The sequence below is a fragment of the Flavobacterium sp. LC2016-23 genome, from assembly GCF_009674775.1.
In the GTDB taxonomy this organism is placed as follows: Bacteria; Bacteroidota; Bacteroidia; order Flavobacteriales; family Flavobacteriaceae; genus Flavobacterium.
In genome coordinates, this window is sequence record NZ_WKKE01000003.1 from 271,258 (window position 1) to 287,798 (window position 16,541).

Annotated in this window: 19 protein-coding genes; 9 read left to right on the top strand and 10 right to left on the bottom strand. The window is 34.3% G+C overall.

Going from position 1 to position 16,541, the window contains the following annotated elements; translation table 11 throughout:
* Positions 1-291 precede the first annotated feature (291 nt).
* From lipA to GJU43_RS04110, 3 genes are all read left to right on the top strand, one after another.
* Positions 292-1,158 carry a lipoyl synthase gene (gene lipA / locus GJU43_RS04100; RefSeq protein WP_154339544.1) on the top strand — a complete coding sequence of 289 codons (867 nt, stop codon included), beginning with the start codon at positions 292-294 and terminating at the stop codon, positions 1,156-1,158.
* Positions 1,159-1,248: 90 nt separating this feature from the next.
* On the top strand, positions 1,249-2,247 hold the full coding sequence (gene gap, locus GJU43_RS04105) for a type I glyceraldehyde-3-phosphate dehydrogenase (RefSeq protein WP_154339545.1): 999 nt from the start codon (positions 1,249-1,251) through the stop codon (positions 2,245-2,247).
* A 27-nt stretch (positions 2,248-2,274) separates the two neighbouring features.
* Entirely contained in the window at positions 2,275-4,446 is a 2,172-nt protein-coding gene (locus GJU43_RS04110) for an ATP-binding protein (protein ID WP_154339546.1), read from the top strand.
* Positions 4,447-4,449: 3 nt separating this feature from the next.
* Here the strand turns inward: GJU43_RS04110 and lpxK are convergent, their stop codons facing one another.
* Genes lpxK through GJU43_RS04125 form a run of 3 tightly spaced genes read right to left on the bottom strand, consistent with a single transcriptional unit; the run spans position 4,450 to position 5,982 of the window.
* Entirely contained in the window at positions 4,450-5,472 is a 1,023-nt protein-coding gene (gene lpxK, locus GJU43_RS04115) for a tetraacyldisaccharide 4'-kinase (protein ID WP_154339547.1), read from the bottom strand.
* A gap of 4 nt (positions 5,473-5,476) precedes the next feature.
* Entirely contained in the window at positions 5,477-5,758 is a 282-nt protein-coding gene (locus tag GJU43_RS04120) for a Txe/YoeB family addiction module toxin (protein WP_154339548.1), read from the bottom strand.
* Entirely contained in the window at positions 5,740-5,982 is a 243-nt protein-coding gene (locus GJU43_RS04125; RefSeq protein ID WP_154339549.1) for a DUF2683 family protein, read from the bottom strand. The genes GJU43_RS04120 and GJU43_RS04125 overlap by 19 nt, the downstream gene beginning before the upstream one ends.
* A gap of 179 nt (positions 5,983-6,161) precedes the next feature.
* Here GJU43_RS04125 and GJU43_RS04130 point away from each other — a divergent pair, with 179 nt between their 5' ends.
* From GJU43_RS04130 to GJU43_RS04140, 3 genes are all read left to right on the top strand, one after another.
* Positions 6,162-7,256, top strand: a complete 1,095-nt coding sequence (locus tag GJU43_RS04130) for a Nif3-like dinuclear metal center hexameric protein (protein ID WP_154339550.1) — start codon at positions 6,162-6,164, stop codon at positions 7,254-7,256.
* Between the two features lie 3 nt (positions 7,257-7,259).
* Positions 7,260-8,039, top strand: a complete 780-nt coding sequence (locus tag GJU43_RS04135; RefSeq protein WP_127338398.1) for a zinc ribbon domain-containing protein — start codon at positions 7,260-7,262, stop codon at positions 8,037-8,039.
* A 178-nt stretch (positions 8,040-8,217) separates the two neighbouring features.
* A complete protein-coding gene (locus tag GJU43_RS04140) occupies positions 8,218-9,078 on the top strand; it encodes an alpha/beta fold hydrolase (RefSeq protein ID WP_154339551.1) in 861 nt (286 codons plus the stop codon).
* Positions 9,079-9,175: 97 nt separating this feature from the next.
* Here GJU43_RS04140 and GJU43_RS04145 read toward each other — a convergent pair whose 3' ends face one another.
* Entirely contained in the window at positions 9,176-9,853 is a 678-nt protein-coding gene (locus GJU43_RS04145) for a helix-turn-helix transcriptional regulator (RefSeq protein ID WP_154339552.1), read from the bottom strand.
* A 77-nt stretch (positions 9,854-9,930) separates the two neighbouring features.
* Here GJU43_RS04145 and GJU43_RS04150 point away from each other — a divergent pair, with 77 nt between their 5' ends.
* The 3 genes from GJU43_RS04150 (at position 9,931) to rluF (ending at position 12,408) form a co-directional block, all read left to right on the top strand.
* The gene (locus tag GJU43_RS04150) at positions 9,931-11,100 is read left to right on the top strand and encodes a cytochrome P450 (RefSeq protein ID WP_154339553.1); all 1,170 of its coding nucleotides are present in this window, start codon (positions 9,931-9,933) and stop codon (positions 11,098-11,100) included.
* Entirely contained in the window at positions 11,097-11,441 is a 345-nt protein-coding gene (locus tag GJU43_RS04155; protein WP_154339554.1) for an antibiotic biosynthesis monooxygenase, read from the top strand. Before GJU43_RS04150 ends, GJU43_RS04155 begins: the two co-directional genes overlap by 4 nt.
* A 154-nt stretch (positions 11,442-11,595) precedes the next feature.
* Positions 11,596-12,408, top strand: coding sequence for a 23S rRNA pseudouridine(2604) synthase RluF (gene rluF, locus GJU43_RS04160; RefSeq protein ID WP_154339555.1), 813 nt, complete (start codon positions 11,596-11,598; stop codon positions 12,406-12,408).
* A gap of 29 nt (positions 12,409-12,437) precedes the next feature.
* On the opposite strand, the gene GJU43_RS04165 is transcribed toward rluF, so the two are convergent.
* The 6 genes from GJU43_RS04165 to GJU43_RS23220 form a co-directional block, all read right to left on the bottom strand.
* Positions 12,438-13,184 carry a LytTR family DNA-binding domain-containing protein gene (locus tag GJU43_RS04165; RefSeq protein ID WP_154339556.1) on the bottom strand — a complete coding sequence of 249 codons (747 nt, stop codon included), beginning with the start codon at positions 13,182-13,184 and terminating at the stop codon, positions 12,438-12,440.
* The gene (locus GJU43_RS04170; protein ID WP_229654997.1) at positions 13,177-14,715 is read right to left on the bottom strand and encodes a tetratricopeptide repeat-containing sensor histidine kinase; all 1,539 of its coding nucleotides are present in this window, start codon (positions 14,713-14,715) and stop codon (positions 13,177-13,179) included. Before GJU43_RS04170 ends, GJU43_RS04165 begins: the two co-directional genes overlap by 8 nt.
* Before the next feature lie 220 nt (positions 14,716-14,935).
* Positions 14,936-15,433, bottom strand: coding sequence for a hypothetical protein (locus tag GJU43_RS04175; protein WP_154339558.1), 498 nt, complete (start codon positions 15,431-15,433; stop codon positions 14,936-14,938).
* Between the two features lie 296 nt (positions 15,434-15,729).
* Positions 15,730-15,879: a bacteriocin gene (locus tag GJU43_RS04180; protein ID WP_154339559.1), complete on the bottom strand. Its 150-nt coding sequence runs from the start codon at positions 15,877-15,879 to the stop codon at positions 15,730-15,732.
* 24 nt (positions 15,880-15,903) lie between these two features.
* Positions 15,904-16,053, bottom strand: coding sequence for a bacteriocin (locus tag GJU43_RS04185; protein WP_154339560.1), 150 nt, complete (start codon positions 16,051-16,053; stop codon positions 15,904-15,906).
* Between the two features lie 197 nt (positions 16,054-16,250).
* Positions 16,251-16,388, bottom strand: coding sequence for a bacteriocin (locus tag GJU43_RS23220; protein ID WP_370455493.1), 138 nt, complete (start codon positions 16,386-16,388; stop codon positions 16,251-16,253).
* Positions 16,389-16,541: the final 153 nt, after the last annotated feature.

Genomic DNA, 16,541 nt, shown 5'->3' on the forward strand with positions numbered 1-16,541 from the left:
AACAAAATACTATTTTATCTCTTTTCGGGTAATTTTATAACAAATAAAGATATAAATTTTAAACCTTTAAAAATCAAACACACAACATAATTATTCGATTTAAATCGATAAACAAACAAAAAAATCAGCCAAAGAACATAACCAAACTTCTTAAGTCAAAAATTTAACACAAAAATAAAATTATATTCAAAAACAAACAGAAACACATTAAGCAAACCTGCAGCAAATTAACCCGTAAACAAATCTCCAAATAAACTACATTCCGTATCTTTGTGTTTTGAATTTTGATATATGGAAACAGTCATTGAAAATATACCAACCGGAAAACCTAAATGGTTAAAAGTAAAACTTCCTATTGGACAAAAATACACTGAACTTCGTGGTTTGGTCGATAAATACAGCTTAAATACCATTTGCACCTCAGGAAGCTGCCCTAATATGGGAGAATGCTGGGGAGAAGGAACAGCCACTTTTATGATTCTTGGAAACATTTGTACCCGTTCCTGTGGATTTTGCGGCGTAAAAACCGGAAGACCGGAAACAGTAGACTGGGATGAACCGGAAAAAGTAGCGCGTTCCATAAAAATCATGAACATTAAGCATGCTGTAATTACAAGCGTTGACAGAGATGATCTAAAAGATGGTGGTTCTATCATATGGATTGAAACGGTGAAAGCAATCCGCAGAATGAATCCTAATACGACTCTTGAGACTTTAATTCCGGACTTTCAGGGAATTGAAAGAAACCTTGACAGAATTGTGGAAGCGAATCCTGAAGTAGTGTCTCACAATGTCGAAACGGTTCGACGCTTAACACGTGAAGTACGTATTCAGGCGAAATATGATCGCAGCCTTGAAGTCCTGCGCTATTTAAAAGAAAAAGGGATCAACAGAACCAAATCCGGAATTATGCTGGGACTTGGCGAAACAGAGGAAGAAGTTTTTCAGACCATGACAGATTTACGAAATGCAAATGTAGATGTGGTAACCATCGGACAGTACCTTCAGCCCAGTAAAAAACATTTACCGGTAAAAGAATTCATAACCCCTGATCAATTTGCCAAATATGAGAAATTTGGTCTTGAATTAGGTTTCCGACATGTTGAAAGCGGACCATTGGTTCGTTCTTCTTACAAAGCACAAAAACATATTTTATAGAAAAGGCCATTCGTCAAACGGCTAATCGCTTAATTGAACAGATAATTAAGTGATTAAACCGCTAAACGATTAAAGAAATAAACAAAAAGATTGAAAACAAGAATTGCTATAAACGGTTTTGGAAGAATTGGAAGAAATTTATTCCGTTTACTCTTAAACCATCCTGAAATTGAAGTCGTTGCTATTAACGATATTGCAGACAACAAAACCATGTCGCATTTGATAAAATACGACAGCATTCATGGTGTTTTACCCTTTAAAGTAAGTCACGATGAAACAAGTATTATTGTAGATGGAAAGCATTTTTTATTTTTTCATGAAAAAAGTATTTCAAATTTAGACTGGAAAAGCCAATCTATTGATTTTGTGATCGAATGTACCGGAAAGTACAAGACGCATGAAGAACTAAACACACATATTGAAGTTGGGGCAAAAAAAGTAATTCTTTCCGCTCCTTCTGAAGTTGAAACGATAAAAACGGTCGTTCTTGGAGTTAATGACAACATTCTGGATGGAACTGAAGCTATAGTTTCGAATGCAAGTTGTACCACAAACAATGCTGCCCCGATGATCAAAATCATTGATGAATTATGCGGAATTGAACAGGCATACATTACAACAATACATTCTTATACTACCGACCAAAGTCTTCACGACCAGCCACATAAGGATTTGCGCCGTGCCAGAGGTGCCAGTCAGTCAATTGTTCCGACTACGACGGGCGCAGCTAAGGCTTTAACAAAAATTTTTCCTAAATTGCATGAAAAAATAGGGGGTTGCGGAATTCGGGTTCCTGTTCCGGATGGTTCATTAACAGACATTACGTTTAACGTAAAACGTGCTGTCACTATCGAAGAAATCAACAACGCTTTTGAAAACGCCTCAAATACAAGTTTAAAAGGAATATTAGATTACACAGAAGATCCGATTGTATCGGTTGATGTAATTGGCAATAGAAATTCGTGCCTGTTTGATGCACAACTAACTTCCGTTATTGATAAAATGGTAAAAGTTGTAGGCTGGTACGATAATGAAATTGGCTATTCATCAAGGCTGATTGATTTGATCCTGTTGATGAGAAAAGCATAAGATTCATTGTAAGAAGCATTGCGATACATGAAACACTACCTTTTAATTCTTATAAGTTTTTTAAATCCATTTTTGTATTCTCAGTCCAAAAAGAGTACAGATAGCATTATCTATTACAATAAACTGGCAAACAGCAATCTTCAGAATAAAAAGTACGATAAGGCCGTTTTTTATACCGAAAAATCGATTGCTTTTTCTGCTTCCAATAACAAATCGGAGAATTTAGCCAATCAGACTTTTAAGCTTGGTAAAATTTATTACAACCTTGGGAATTATGAAGAGGCCTTAAAAAACTTTCACAAAAGTGTTTCCTTATTCACTAAAATAAAACCAACCTGTACTAAAGCCCTGGCACTGCACTACATTGGTGTCACGAATACTGCAAAAGGAAATTACAAGACCGCTGATATCTATTACAAAAAAGCAGAGAATCTTCTAAAGCAATTAAATATTGTTGATAGCGCCCAAATTCTAAGCTATCAGAAAGCGATGGCATTCAAGGCCAATAACAACTTTCCTTTGGCGGTAAAAACTTTTCAAAAAATAATTAAAAAACCGGATAACAGCGCTATTCTAAAAGTAAAAACAGACGCCTATTATCAGCTTGGACTGCTGGAAACCCAGCTAAAACAAAACGATTCTGCGCTTGTTTATTTTGATACTGCCTTAGAAATCAACAAAAAAAGTAACGATTTAGCCCAAAAGTCAAAAATCGTTCTGGGTATTAGTCAGTATTACAAAAATAACAGGAATTTTGATCTCGCCTACTCTTACCTTGATGAACACTATCAGATTGAGAACTATATCTTAAAAATAAAAAATGCAAAATTAGATTTAAATGAGTTTGAAAAGTTTAAAAAAAACCAGTTCATCAGCAATACTTTAAAACGCGAGAGTGAAGAGAAAATTCAGTTAAAAACGTATCGGTATTCTAAACTGGTTAGTATTTTAGCCATTGCCTTAATTTCTATTTTATCGCTTTTGAGTCTCGCTCTGTACAAAAATAATATTATTCGAAATCAGAATAATTTACTTTTGAGAGAGAAAAACAAGGAACTAATCCTGGCCAAAAACAAAGCCGAAAAAGCATCAAAAGCCAGATCAGAATTTTTATCAACCGTAAGCCATGAACTCCGGACACCTCTGAATGCCATTAACGGAATTACCCATTTACTACTGGAAGACAGTCCTAAAAAAACACAGTTAAAATACCTGGAGTCGTTAAAATTCTCCGGAAATTATCTTACCACTTTTATCAACGAAATTCTTGAGATCAATAAAATAGATTCTACGAAAGTAGAAATTGAAAATATCTCTTTTAACCTGAAAGAGTTGCTATTCAACATACAAGGCTCCTTAAAAGAGTTAGCAACAGCCAATAAAAATTATTTCAATCTTGAAATAGACAAAACCATTCCGGACAATTTAATTGGCGACCCTACCAAATTATCCCAGATTATACTCAATTTAATAAACAATGCGTTAAAATTCACGCAAAACGGACAAGTAAGTGTAATTGCCAAACTATTTGCTCTAGAAGAGGATAACGTAACGATTTATTTTGAGATTGTAGATACAGGAATTGGAATTCCCGAAGACAAATTGCAAACCGTTTTTGAAAGTTTTTCGCAGGGATCTATAGAAGTTAACCGCAAATACGGCGGAACTGGCTTAGGACTTACGATTGTAAAGAAATTAATTGAACTGCTCGGTGGTGAAATCAAACTCAAAAGTGAAGTCGGCAAAGGTTCTACTTTTACCTTCAAGCTCGATTTTAGAATAAACACAGAACCTCTTGAGATAAAGGAAGAAACAAAACCATACAACGACAGGCAATTGAAACACAAATCGATTTTACTGATTGAAGACAACAAAATCAATCAGATGATTACCCGAAAAATGCTGGAAAACAAAGCAATTACCTGCGAAATAATCGACAATGGTGAAGATGCAGTGGAGTTATTGAAAGTAAAAAAATTCGATATGATTTTAATGGATGTTCACTTACCTGGAATCAACGGAACGACTGCTACCAAACAAATAAGGGAATTTGACAAAACCACTCCAATTATCGCTTTAACTGCAATTTCACTGGATGAAAACAGGGACATGCTTTTATCTTTCGGAATGAATGATGTGATTACAAAACCTTTTGTGCCTGACGAATTTTACAGTATTATTGCAAAATTTTTCGATTAAAAACTAAGCTTCTGAGTTTGACTTAACATATTCCAGGACGGTTGCATCGAAATTTTGGGAATGACCGATAAATGTACTTTTGATGGGCAGGTAATACAATTGAGAAGCCAGTTTAGAATCCTTCAGACGTACAAAATCCTTCTCTGTCGTAATGATTTTTTTGCTTCCGGCTTTACTCTGAATGCTGTCTAAATCTGAATCAGAAAAATGATGATGATCCGGAAAAATCAGCGTTTCATCTTTTTCATTTTTTAGATAGTCAAAAAACGGTTTGGGCTTTGCAATTCCGGCCAAAAGCAGTTTCGATTCGTTTTTAATTTCATTTACAGCTATTTTCTGCTCTTTACCATAAATAGAATCATCATAATCAATAAAAGTAAAATAGATTTGTTGCGAAGAAGTCGGTTTCAGTTTCAGACGAATCTGCTCCTGTTTTTCAGCATTCAAATCTTTTGGGCATTTTGTAACTATAATAAGATTAGCTCTTGTGGCTCCGCTTCTGCTTTCTCGAAGATTTCCGGTCGGCAGCATAAAATCGTCAGCATATAAATCATCATACGAGCTTAACAAAATATAAAAACCTGCTTTTACTTTTCGGTGTTGGTAAGCATCATCTAATAAAATTACCTGCGGTTTTTCATTTTGGGAAAGCAATTGTGTAATTCCATTTGTTCTGTCCGCATCAACAGCCACCTGAATATTTGGGAATTTCTGATAAAACTGAAAAGGTTCATCTCCTAAAATTTCAGCATTGGAGGCCGCTCCGGCCAGAACAAAACCTTCCGATTTTCGCTTATAGCCGCGACTCAGTGTTGCCACTTTGTATTTATCTGACAACAATCGAATGAGATATTCGATCTGAGGTGTTTTTCCGGTTCCTCCAACACTCAGGTTTCCGACAGCAATAACAGGAATATCAAATGCATTAGATTTCAAAATTCCCTTATCAAAAAGATAATTCCTGACTGATGTAATGAATCCGTATAAAATGGCAAACGGAAAAAGTATTTTTCGAAGTAAGTTCATAGAATTATTTATCAGAATAATGTCCCATTGCAGAAACTATAATAACGGTTACAATTTCTTCGTCTACCCTATAAATAATTCTGTCCCTTTGATTAATTCTTCTGGACCAATATCCTTTAAGATCATATTTTAACTCTTCAGGCTGACCTTCACCAAAAAAAGGATCTTCAGTAAGTTCTAGCAGTATTTTTTCAATCTTTTTTATAGTAGCTTTATTACCTGATTTATAGTGGCTTTTCAAATCTCTACGGGCAATATTATCAAATTCTACAAAATACTTCCCCATATATCCTCAGGATTTAATCTTGTAGTTTTTCCTTTTTTAATATTTGATTCTGCTTTTTTAATTTTTGCAACAAATTCAGGACTATAAAAGCTTTCCCCTTCTTTATTTTTTTCAGAATCTGTGTCAATAATTTCTATTCCTTCAACACCTTTAAAAAAAGCTTCAAACATAGCCATAAATGCTTTTCCTGTTTTGGTACGCTCGTTGATTTTTATAGTAGTCATAACTTTAAGTTTAGAACTACAAATATACTAAAATCATATGAGTGGTATATATAATATAAATGAAACAAACATCCTTTGTGACAAACATTGAGTTAGTAATGTATATTTTTTTTCGTTAATTTGTTTCAGGTTTCAATTCCCATAAAAATTTTGAAACCTGAAACCTGAAACAAAATTCAATGAAAATCAAAGAAATAGTAACAGTTCTTGAAGAAATGGCTCCTTTAGCTTATGCCGAAGATTTTGATAACGTCGGACTTCTGGTGGGTGATGCCGAAATGGAAAGCACGGGTGTCTTAGTTTGTCACGATGCCTTAGAAACTGTTATTGCCGAAGCTATTGCTAAGAATTGCAATCTGGTCGTTTGTTTTCACCCTATTTTATTCTCCGGAATCAAGAAAATTACCGGCAAGAATTATGTGGAGCGTGCGATTTTAAAAGCAATTAAAAATGACATTTCAATTTATGCGGTTCATACTGCTTTAGACAATCATTCAGCAGGCGTTAATAAAATATTCTGTGATGCATTGGGCTTATTAAACACGAAAGTATTGATTCCAAAACAGAATTTCATTCAGAAATTAGTTACGTATACCACTCCGGATAATTCTGAAAAAGTTCGAAACGCCTTATTTGACGCCGGAGCAGGAACTATAGGAAATTATGACAATTGCAGTTTTAATACCGAAGGTTTTTTCACTTTTAAAGGAAATGAAGACAGCAATCCTGTTATTGGAGAAAGAGGAAAATTACATACCGGAACCGAAATAAAAATTGAAGTTATTTTTGAAAAACATTTACAGTCTAAAATTCTGAAAGCCCTTTTTGCCAGTCATATTTACGAAGAAGTCGCTTATGAAATTTATACCCTGCAAAATTCACATCAGAATATCGGGTTAGGAATGATTGGCGAATTTGAGACTGAAATGGAGGAGAAAGACTTTTTATATTTTGTAAAAAATAAAATGATTGCCGATGGAATTCGCCATTCTGCTTTTCTGGGAAAAAAAATAAAAAAAGTAGCCGTTTTGGGAGGTTCGGGAAGTTTTGCCATAAAAAATGCCATTCAGGCCGGAGCAGATGCTTTTTTGACCGCAGATTTAAAATACCATCAATTTTACGAAGCCGAAAACCGATTACTTTTGGCCGATATTGGTCATTTTGAGAGTGAACGCTATACAAAAAACTATATTGTTGATTATCTTCAAAAAAAAATCCTTAATTTTGCCATCATTTTAGCAGAAGAAAATACAAATCCAGTTAAGTACTTATAGAATATGGCGAATACGAAAGAATTAAGTGTTGAGGACAAGTTAAGAGCAATATACGATTTACAGCTTATTGACACCCGAATTGACGAAATCAGAAACGTAAGAGGAGAACTTCCGTTAGAAGTTGAAGATTTAGAAGATGAAGTTGCAGGTTTAAGCACGCGTTCAGAGAAATTGAAAAGTGAACTTGAAGTAGTTGAGGATCTTATCAAAGCAAAGAAAAATGCAATTGATGAGCACAAAGAAGTGATCAAAAAATACACAAAACAACAAGAATCAGTTCGTAATAACAGAGAATTTAATTCTTTGACTAAAGAGGTTGAATTTCAGGAATTGGAAATTCAATTGGCTGAGAAGCAAATCAAAGAAATGAAAGCTTCTATCGAGCATAAGAAAGAAGTTATTGCTAATTTAAAAGAAAAACTAGATTCAAAAAGTTCTCATTTAAAACATAAAAAATCAGAACTGGATGCAATTATGGCAGAAACTCAAAAAGAAGAAATCTTCTTGTCTGAGAAATCTGCAGAGTTTTCAGCATTGATTGAAGAAAGGTTATTAGCGGCTTATACAAGAATCAGAACTAGTGTTCGTAATGGTTTAGCGGTTGTTTCTATCGAAAGAGGAGCATCTGCAGGATCATTCTTCACTATTCCTCCACAAACTCAGGTTGAAATTGCTTCAAGAAAGAAAATCATCACCGATGAGCACTCCGGAAGAATTTTAGTAGACAGCGCACTGGCTGAAGAAGAGAAAGAAAAAATGGAACAATTGTTCTCAAAATTCTAAATAACTGTCCCGATCTGATCGGGACTTTTTTTTGTTAAAATTTTTCGCCACGAATTTCACTAATTTCACCAATTTTTAAATACTAAGAATAAAAATTCGTGCTAAATTTGTGAAATTCGTGGCGATCTTTTTTAGATCTCGTTTCGAATAATTATACTTTATAATTAAAACTATTATTTTGGGACTTAAAAAAGGAATTCGTTTTATTACATTAAAATCGGTCGGATCATATATTAACTTCCTGAGTTATGTACGCCCGCAAAAAGCTCTTGCACTTTCTTACGCATTATTTAGCCAGCCAAGAATTGGAAGGTTAAACAAAGAGCAATTACCCAAAATATTACAAAAGGCCGAAACAGAAACGTTTCATCACAACGAACATTATTTTCAAACCTATATCTGGAACGGAAACGAAACCAAAATCTTACTCGTTCACGGATGGGAAAGCAATGCTTCCCGCTGGAAAAAAACCCTGCCTCATCTTCAGAAATCAGGAAGTACTATTATCGCTATTGACGCTCCGGCTCACGGGCAAAGCAGCGGTAAAGAATTTAATGTTCCGCTCTATGCTGAATTCATCAATAAAGCCGTAGAAAAATACCAGCCCACAATTATTATCGGTCATTCTATTGGTGGAGCTGCCTGCGTTTACCATCAGTATTTATTCCCGAACACCAGCATTACCAAAATGGTAATTTTGGGTGCACCTTCCGATTTGAAGACTCTTATCAATAATTACATTTCGATGCTGAGTCTGAATACCAGAATGTTTTCGCTTCTGGAAAGCCGTTTTGCGGATCGCTTCAACTTTAAACTGGAAGATTTTTCAGGAAAGAAATTTGCCGCGGAATTTAATATTCCGGGATTAGTCGCTCACGATACTACAGATAAAATAGTTGCTTTTGAAGAAGGAAAAAAAATTGTCAGTAATTGGAAAAACAGTCAGTTTATAGAAACCAAAGGTTTAGGACACGGAATGCATGATGACGAATTGTATCAGAAAGTGATTGACTTCTTGTTTTCCGAACAGGTTTCTTAGGAGGTTCAGAGAGGCTAAGGTTCAAAGGAACAAAGGTTTCTTACTGAACCGCGCATCTCACATTTTCACATTCTCAAATTTTCTCATTTTCTCATTTTCAAACAACAATTTTAAAATACCCAAAAAGCTCTTTTTCTCCTTTTCCGGTAATCTGTATGGCTCTTGAATCTTTTGTTCTTCTTAACCAGTCATCAGCAATCATTTTATCTAATAAAGATGCTCCAACTGAACCGGCAATGTGATTTTTTCTTTCACTCCAGTCCAAACAGGGTTTGAGAAATAATCGTCTTTGTTTTTTCAGATCTTCGACATTAATTCCGAAATCAGAAAACCATTTTACTCCTTCTGAACTTACTTCGAATCTGGTATCCAAATCCAGGATAATATGCTGTTCCAGTAAACTTTCGGCAACTGCAACACCAATTTTCCCCGCCAGATGATCGTAACACGTCCGGCAGTGTTTTATCGGGGAATGTTTTTCGGAATTTTTCTTTTGCAGACTGACCGGCGGAATCAAGCTTGCCATGGCTTCAATTGCATACGCCACTTCCTTATTCGAAAATCTATAATATTTATGACGTCCTTGTTTTTCTACAGACAGCAGACCTGCATCTAACAGTTTTGCCAGATGCATGCTGATATTTTGTGGCGATGTAGAAACGGTAATCGCCAGTTCAGTCGCTGTAAAAACTTTACCATCGAGTAAAGTCCACATGATGACTGCCCGCACCGGGTCTCCGATTAACGAAGCTATCTTTATAAACTGATCTTCCATTTTATGCAATCATAGTTAAACTCACACTGAAGTATTACATCGTAAAGTTAAATAACTTTGTCAAAAACAATTACACCATGTCTACTTTATTTCTACAGTCCGAAGTCAAAAACCCCTATTCTTTCTATCAACAAATGACAGCGGAAAACCCTGTTTACTGGGATGAAACCCATAAAATCTGGGCCCTTTATTCCTATTCCGCCTGTGTCGAAATATTAAACCATACCGCCGCGCACATTCCAGCCTTTCCTGCAAACGATAATTTTAATACATCTGCTGCGAAAATCATCAGGAACTTAGCCCGGTTATCAAACGGAATTCAGCACGAAATCGCAAAAGAAACTGCGGTTATTCTTTTTTCATTCCTGAAAAATGTTGGAATAGACACTATTTTAGAAGAATTGCTTCCAAAAGAAGTAATTCAGAATCCCATAAACTGGGTGGATCTGGTCTGCAAAAAATTACCAATTTTAACGGTTTTAAAAAGTTTTGATTTTAATGAAAAAGACACTCATTTCATCTGTGAAAAGATAACGCAGCTTGTCAAAATAATGCAACCTAACAAAACCGCTGAAGCTATCGAATCAATCAATACCGTTTCGGAAGAGATTTATGGCATCACGGAAAGACACATTGTAAAACTTCCTTTTTATAAAGCCCTGATTGATAAAATTTCGGCCTCTTACTGTATTTCTTTGGAAGAAGCGATTTCAATGGGCGTAAGCAATCTAATCGGATTGTTTATACAAAGTTATGATGCCGGCAGAGGACTTTTAAGCAATTCATTACTTCAAATACTTTCGAAAGAGAACCTTCCTGAAAATAAAACAGAGAAAGGCCTGATACAAAAAATGGTTTTGGAAACCTTACGCTTTGATCCACCCATTCAGAATACCAGACGGATGGCAACAGAAGACATTCCGTTAAATAAAATCACCATCAAAAAGAACGATTCAATTTTGATTGTGCTCGCGGCCGCTAATCGTGATCCGCTGCAATTCATAAATGCAATGAATTTTGATATTGAAAGGAATAACAATCACGAACATCTGACTTTCGGATCCGGCGGCCATATGTGCGTGGCCAAACATTTCTCTGTTCATATTACAACAGAAACTTTGTACTATTTGTTCCGCAACTTCAATATTGTACTTTCGGGGAATGAAATAACATACGAACCACTAATAAATGTCCGATTACCAAAAGCAATCTGGATTTCACTTTATAATTTAAACCAAACACTATGATAGCCGTAATTTTTGAAGTCATACCAAACGAAGGAAAAAAAGCAGAATATCTGAACATTGCAGCAAATCTAAGACCCGAATTAGATCAGATAGACGGGTTTATTTCCATTGAAAGATTTCAGAGTTTTAACGATCCAGACAAAGTGCTGTCTTTATCTTTCTGGAAAGACGAGGAAAGCATTTTGAAATGGAGAAATCTTGAAATGCACCGCTTTGCGCAATCCAAGGGACGTGAAGCGATCTTCAGGGATTATCATTTAAGAATTGCGACTGTCGTTCGTGATTATGGCATGTTCGACCGTAAAGAAGCCCCGAAGGACAGTTTAAATTTTCATGGTTGATTTTTTTTAAGGGACAAAGGGACAAAGATGCAAAGGTTCAAAGATGGTTTTTTAGTTAAAACCTAAGAAACCGAGCCATCTAAGATCTAAGAAGTCTAACAATCTAAAAATCTAATAAAGTCCAATAAATCTAAATTTTGACTACTTTTGCAGTATGGAAGAGAATTTAAAACGTCTTAATAAATTTATTGGGGAAACCGGTTATTGTTCCCGTCGTGAAGCCGATAAACTTATCGAAGAAGGACGTGTCACAATAAATGGAGTTGTGCCTGAAATGGGAACGAAAGTTTCTCCGGATGATGAAGTACGCATAGACGGAAAATTAATCGTTGAGAAACACGAAAAAATGGTGTATCTGGCGTTCAACAAACCCGTTGGAATCGAGTGTACTACTAATTTGGAAGTGAGAAATAATATTGTGGATTATATCAATTATCCGAAACGTATTTTTCCAATCGGACGATTGGATAAAGCCAGTGAAGGATTAATTTTCATGACGAATGATGGCGATATCGTCAACAAGATTTTACGCGCCAGAAACAACCACGAAAAAGAGTATACGGTAACCGTAAACAAACCTATTACGGATCGTTTTATACAACGAATGGGAAATGGGGTTCCGATTCTGGATACAGTTACCCGAAAATGTAAAGTAGAACAAATCAGTAAATACACCTTCAAAATCATTCTGACTCAAGGTTTAAACCGCCAGATTCGTAGAATGACCGAATATTTAGGGTATGATGTAACCGCATTGAAACGTATCCGAATTATCAATATTTCGCTGGATGTTCCTGTTGGACGTTACCGCGATCTGACTGATGATGAGATTAAAGAATTAAATCGTTTAATCGAGCCCTCCAGTAAAACAGAAGAAGCGAGCTTACCTAAAGCCGAAGCGCCAAAAAGGAGAACAGAATTTATTTCAGAACACGATCCGAGATTTAAGAAAAAAGGAGATTACTGACAATCTCCTTTTTTCTTTTTATAACATATTTACCTTAATATTCTGAAGTTTTTTACAAAGTCTTTGTATTTATCGCTCAGGGTTACTTTATGATTTCCTTTTAAAATTACCAGATTGTCATTGACAATGATCTCTTCTATTTTCGTTGCATTTACGATATAATTGCGATGCGTCTGAAAAAACTTAGTGGAATCCAATAGCTGAATAATTTTGGTTAATGAAATCAGAATTACAAATTTCTCGACATCGGTTATGATGTTACAATAGCGGTCTTCCACTTCAATGTAAACGATATCCTCGATTTTAACTTTCTTTAACGCTTTATTTTTTTTGATAAAAAGAGAATCATTACTTATGACGGCATTTTGGTCTTCACTATGAAAAACATTGGTCTGTCCGTAGAATTTCTCGATGGCCATTTCGAGTGCATATAAAATCTCGAGTTCATTAAACGGTTTTAACAAAAAGCTAAAAGGTTTCGTCAGTTTAGCCCTTTCAAAAATCTGACGATCTTTAGAGCTCGTTAAAAAAACAAAAGGTTTCAGACCATTAGGAACAATCGTGATGGTTTCTGCAAAAGTAATTCCGTCCGGCTTTCCATCCAGAAAAACATCAATCACTACAATATCAATCACATTATTATAAAACAATTTCAGTGCTTCATTGTAATTGGTTGCAATTCCAACAATGGTATAATTGTTTTCGGTAAGTACTTTTACAAGTGCATCGCTTTCTGCAGCAGTGTCCTCGATAATAAGTACATTAATATTATCCATGATTTTTAAACTTTTGTAATGCAATAATTATTTTAGTCCCAATATTCTCTTCGCTTTCGATCTCCAGTTTTCCACCATTTTTATGAATCATACTTTTGCATAACTGCATTCCAAGACCGGTTCCAATTATATCATCATTTTTCTTTTTAGAAAGCAGAATCGTTTCTTTTAATAATTCTTCCCGGGTTGCTTTACTCATTCCCAGCCCGGTATCTTCGATCACTAAATAACAAAATTCTTCTGAGGCAGGACGTGTGTAAACAGAAATCGTTCCGTTTTCTTTAGAGAATTTAATGGCGTTATCCAGAAAATTGCGAATAATAATTTTGAGCGAATCCAGATCGGCAAATACATAATCGGAAGTAGTCACTTCATTTTTAAAATCGATGTTTTTATTTAACATCAACGGTTTATAATTATACTCCACATGTTGTACAATCGTAGCCAGATGCAATGATTCCTGATAAAAATAAGCCTGCCGGGTTTGTAACAAAGCCCAATTAAGCAGATTGTCCAATAAATTATAGGCGCCATTGGCAATTGTACTATTATTGTGAAGCAAAACATCGAGCTCTGTAAAATTCTTGTTTTCCAGATTCTCTATAAGCTTTCCGTTACTGACTTTCAAGGCATTTACGGAAGATCGCAAATCATGACTAACAATAGAAAACAACTTGTCTTTTGTGGCATTCAATTCATCGAGCTCATTTTTCTGAGCCAGAATAATTTTGTTGTTTTTAATTTTTTGCCTGTAGAAATAAACTCCGGTTCCAAACAAAATCAGCAATAAAACCGATGAAATCAGAAAACCATTTCTTTCGGCTGCTTTTAATTTATTTTCGGCTGCCAGAACATCTACTTCTTTTTGTTTTTGCTTTACAGCAAATTTCTTTTCGAGGTCTGCAATGGCCCAGACTTTATTTTGGTCGTTTAAGGAATCTTTCCATTGCTCAAACTCTTTTCTGTACGTTAAGGCCAACGGGAAATTTTTTCTGTTTTCTTCTACTGCTGCCATATTTTTGGCTGCTGTTTTTTTTAGGTCAAAGGATTTTACTTTTTTAGATAAATGATATGCTTTCTCAAAATAAGGTATCGCTTGATTATCTTTATACTGTGTATAATATAAATTAGCAATATCCATATAGGAACCAATTAGTAATAAAGTGTCTTTTTCAATCTCTTGCAATTCAGCTCCTTTAAACAAATACTTTTCTGCTTCGTTAAAATTCTGTTGATGTAAATGACATATACCTATATTATGTATAACAGTACTTTTCTTAAAATCATAAAAATTTTCATTTAATTTTTCGATTGTACTAAAATGTGATAACGCAATTTCAAATTCATTTTGTTCTAAGGCAATTTCACCCAAAGAAAAATTGACTTTATAATAAAATTGAAAGTCAGGAGAAATAAAATTAAATTCTTTCTTTGCCTCTTTTAAAATTTTTTTCTCAAAGAAGCTAATCGCTCTAAAATAATGGCAATAATTTTTTAACTCGGCAGCATTTCTGCTGCTAAGCTGTTTCATAGAATAAACTAATGTAGAATCCCAAACTTTTTCAAAAAAGAAATATTGAGCTTTATTAAAATTAATCTCATTATACTTTTGCGCCTTTTTTCTTATTTCAGACTCTAATAAATTGCCTGTAAGATTTTTTTGCGAAAAAAGAAACAAAGGATTAAATATAAAGAATAATGCAATAAAAAAACCACCTCTAATCATTGTATTTTTTCATTATATAATCATTCTAATTATGTTGTACAGTAGTTTCAGTTCCTCTCGAAGTTTCAGGATCAATATCCCAAAGAAAAGTCTGAATTGTTTCTATATTAGCAAAAGCATTTTCTCCATAAGGGTCTTTTTCAGCTCTGAAACTTGCTTCATAAACATCAAAATTTACTTCTATGTTATCATCGATATCATACGCTATAAAAAACTGCAGCTGTCGCCTTCCGGAAAGATCAACATACCAATTTTGATAAATGTCAAATTGTAATTCGTCTATTTTATCGCCTTCATCTTCTTTTTGTCCTTTCGGTTTACGGGCGACCAAAAAAACGGCTCTAATTTGAAAGATTCCATCCTTCATTAATGTCGCCTGAACAATTGGAGCAAAAGGAATTTTTGAAATATTCTCCGGAAAACGTATAGGCTTTATTGTTAGCCTACTTCTGTTTTCGGTTTCGATACATTTACCTGGTGGGTAGATTTTGTCAGTTGGTGAAGAAAGGGTAGTTTTTGTCATGGGTTTTGTTATTAGGTTAAACGTTACTGATTATCTATATTTATAAGAAATATTTTAACTAAACAAATATAAATTGATCAAAAAAAATGTTTTTGGAAACCAAATATAGTAAACATTTTCCTAATAAGTTTTACACCCTTCTAATAAGTATATTAATTAACAATTACTTATTGGTACATTTTATAAAAAACGCCCTAAATACAATCTATCAGAAGAATACTACCCGGTTTTTTTTACGACAAAAAAATCCCATTCAAAAATAAATAGGATTTTTTAATACTAATAAAAGCTTTGAATTATATTGTTCTCACAGGTGTTTCCGTACCTCTAATAGTTTCAGGCCCTCCTATAACTGATTCTAATTGTTGATTTGTTAATGGTTTGAAAACTTTAGCTGATTTTGATTGAGTTTTAGCTTTTGCTGAAATAAATTTTAGTATTTTCATAATTTAAGCTTTTTTAATTATTAATTAACCATGTTGAACAACTGTTTCTGTTCCTCTAGAAGTTTCTGGCCCTCCTATAACTGATTCTAATTGTTGATTTGTTAATGGTTTGAAAACTTTAGCTGATTTTGATTGAGTTTTAGCTTTTTCTGAAATAAGTTTTAGTATTTTCATAATTTAATTTTTTTAATTATTAATTAACCATGCTGAACAACTGTTTCCGTACCTCTTTTAGTTATTGGACAACCAACAACTGCTTCTAATTGTTGATTGGTTAATGGTTTGAAAACTTTAGCCGATTTTGATTGAGTTTTGCTTTTTTCCGAAATAGATTTTAGTTTTTTTCATAAATAAGTTTTAATGGAAGTTAATTATGCTGTGCCTGGCTGAACAGTAGTTTCTGTACCTCTTGAAGTTATTGGTCCACCAACAACTGATTCTAATTGTTGATTTGTTAATGGTTTGAAAACTTTAGTCGATTTTGATTGAGTTTTGCTTTTTTCCGAAATAGATTTTAGTTTTTTTCATAAATAAGTTTTAATGGAAGTTAATTATGCTGTGCCTGGCTGAACAGTAGTTTCTGTACCTCTTGAAGTTATTGGTCCACCAACAACTGATTCTAATTGTTGATTTGTTAATGGTTTGAAAACTTTAGTCGATTT

Coding starts and splice junctions, on each gene's coding strand:
- lipA (WP_154339544.1), top strand. CDS start 292: ATGGAAACAGTCATTGAAAATATACCAACCGGAAAACCTAAATGGTTA.
- GJU43_RS04110 (WP_154339546.1), top strand. CDS start 2,275: ATGAAACACTACCTTTTAATTCTTATAAGTTTTTTAAATCCATTTTTG.
- lpxK (WP_154339547.1), bottom strand. CDS start 5,472: ATGAACTTACTTCGAAAAATACTTTTTCCGTTTGCCATTTTATACGGA.
- GJU43_RS04120 (WP_154339548.1), bottom strand. CDS start 5,758: ATGGGGAAGTATTTTGTAGAATTTGATAATATTGCCCGTAGAGATTTG.
- GJU43_RS04125 (WP_154339549.1), bottom strand. CDS start 5,982: ATGACTACTATAAAAATCAACGAGCGTACCAAAACAGGAAAAGCATTT.
- GJU43_RS04130 (WP_154339550.1), top strand. CDS start 6,162: ATGAAAATCAAAGAAATAGTAACAGTTCTTGAAGAAATGGCTCCTTTA.
- GJU43_RS04135 (WP_127338398.1), top strand. CDS start 7,260: ATGGCGAATACGAAAGAATTAAGTGTTGAGGACAAGTTAAGAGCAATA.
- GJU43_RS04145 (WP_154339552.1), bottom strand. CDS start 9,853: ATGGAAGATCAGTTTATAAAGATAGCTTCGTTAATCGGAGACCCGGTG.
- GJU43_RS04150 (WP_154339553.1), top strand. CDS start 9,931: ATGTCTACTTTATTTCTACAGTCCGAAGTCAAAAACCCCTATTCTTTC.
- GJU43_RS04155 (WP_154339554.1), top strand. CDS start 11,097: ATGATAGCCGTAATTTTTGAAGTCATACCAAACGAAGGAAAAAAAGCA.
- rluF (WP_154339555.1), top strand. CDS start 11,596: ATGGAAGAGAATTTAAAACGTCTTAATAAATTTATTGGGGAAACCGGT.
- GJU43_RS04165 (WP_154339556.1), bottom strand. CDS start 13,184: ATGGATAATATTAATGTACTTATTATCGAGGACACTGCTGCAGAAAGC.
- GJU43_RS04170 (WP_229654997.1), bottom strand. CDS start 14,715: ATGAAACAGCTTAGCAGCAGAAATGCTGCCGAGTTAAAAAATTATTGC.
- GJU43_RS04175 (WP_154339558.1), bottom strand. CDS start 15,433: ATGACAAAAACTACCCTTTCTTCACCAACTGACAAAATCTACCCACCA.
- GJU43_RS04180 (WP_154339559.1), bottom strand. CDS start 15,879: ATGAAAATACTAAAATTTATTTCAGCAAAAGCTAAAACTCAATCAAAA.
- GJU43_RS04185 (WP_154339560.1), bottom strand. CDS start 16,053: ATGAAAATACTAAAACTTATTTCAGAAAAAGCTAAAACTCAATCAAAA.